The following is a 717-nucleotide window of genomic DNA, read 5'->3' as shown; positions in this document are numbered from 1 at the left end:
GCCCCCCGGTGCCCCCGTCCGCGCCGCCCGGGAAGCACTCCGCGCCGCCCGGGAACGGGACGAAACCCTCCCCCGCCCGGGAGGCGCGGGACACGCGGGACCCGTGGGACGCGTGGGACGAGCGGACCGAGGACCGGCTGCCGCCCGCCCGCCTGGCGCTGGGCCCCCAGGCCTGGAAGGAGATCCTCCATCTCCTCGCCAACCTCCCGCTGGACCTGCTCCGCTTCGTCTTCGTCTCCGTGTGGCTGTACGCGGGCGTCGCGCTCTCGGTGACGGTCATCGGCCTTCCGCTGCTGGCGGTCGGGCTGGCGGGGGCGCGCCGTACGGGCACGGTCGAGCGGTACCGGGCGCGGGTGCTGCTGGGGGTGCGCGTCGAGGAGCCCACGCCGATCCGCTCCCGGGTGCACGGCGGGTTCCTGCCCTGGCTGTGGGCGAGCCTGAAGGACCCGGTGGGCTGGCGCCACGTGCTGTACTCGGTGATCCGGCTGCCGTGGGCGGTGTTCACCTTCACGGTGACCCTGGTCGGGCTGTTCGTGGCCTGGCCGGTGCTCGGCTACATCGTGCGCGGGCTGACCAACGTCGACCGGGCGATGGTGCGGGGCCTGCTGTCGCCCTCCGACGAGCTGGAGCAGCGGATCGCGGAGCTGGAGTCGGATCGGGGGACGGTGGTCGACACCGCCGCCGCCGACCTGCGCCGCATCGAACGCGACCTCCACG

1 protein-coding gene is annotated in these 717 nt (G+C 74.9%); it reads left to right on the top strand.

The window, feature by feature from the left end:
- Nucleotides 1-137: 137 nt before the first annotated feature.
- Nucleotides 138-717: sensor domain-containing protein (locus tag ACSNOD_RS31570; protein WP_436770499.1), on the top strand; the 580-nt coding region annotated here is incomplete at its 3' end.

The sequence above is a fragment of the Streptomyces sp. URMC 123 genome, assembly GCF_051386515.1.
In the GTDB taxonomy this organism is placed as follows: Bacteria; Actinomycetota; Actinomycetes; order Streptomycetales; family Streptomycetaceae; genus Streptomyces.
This window is presented reverse-complemented; position numbering and strand designations above follow the sequence as displayed.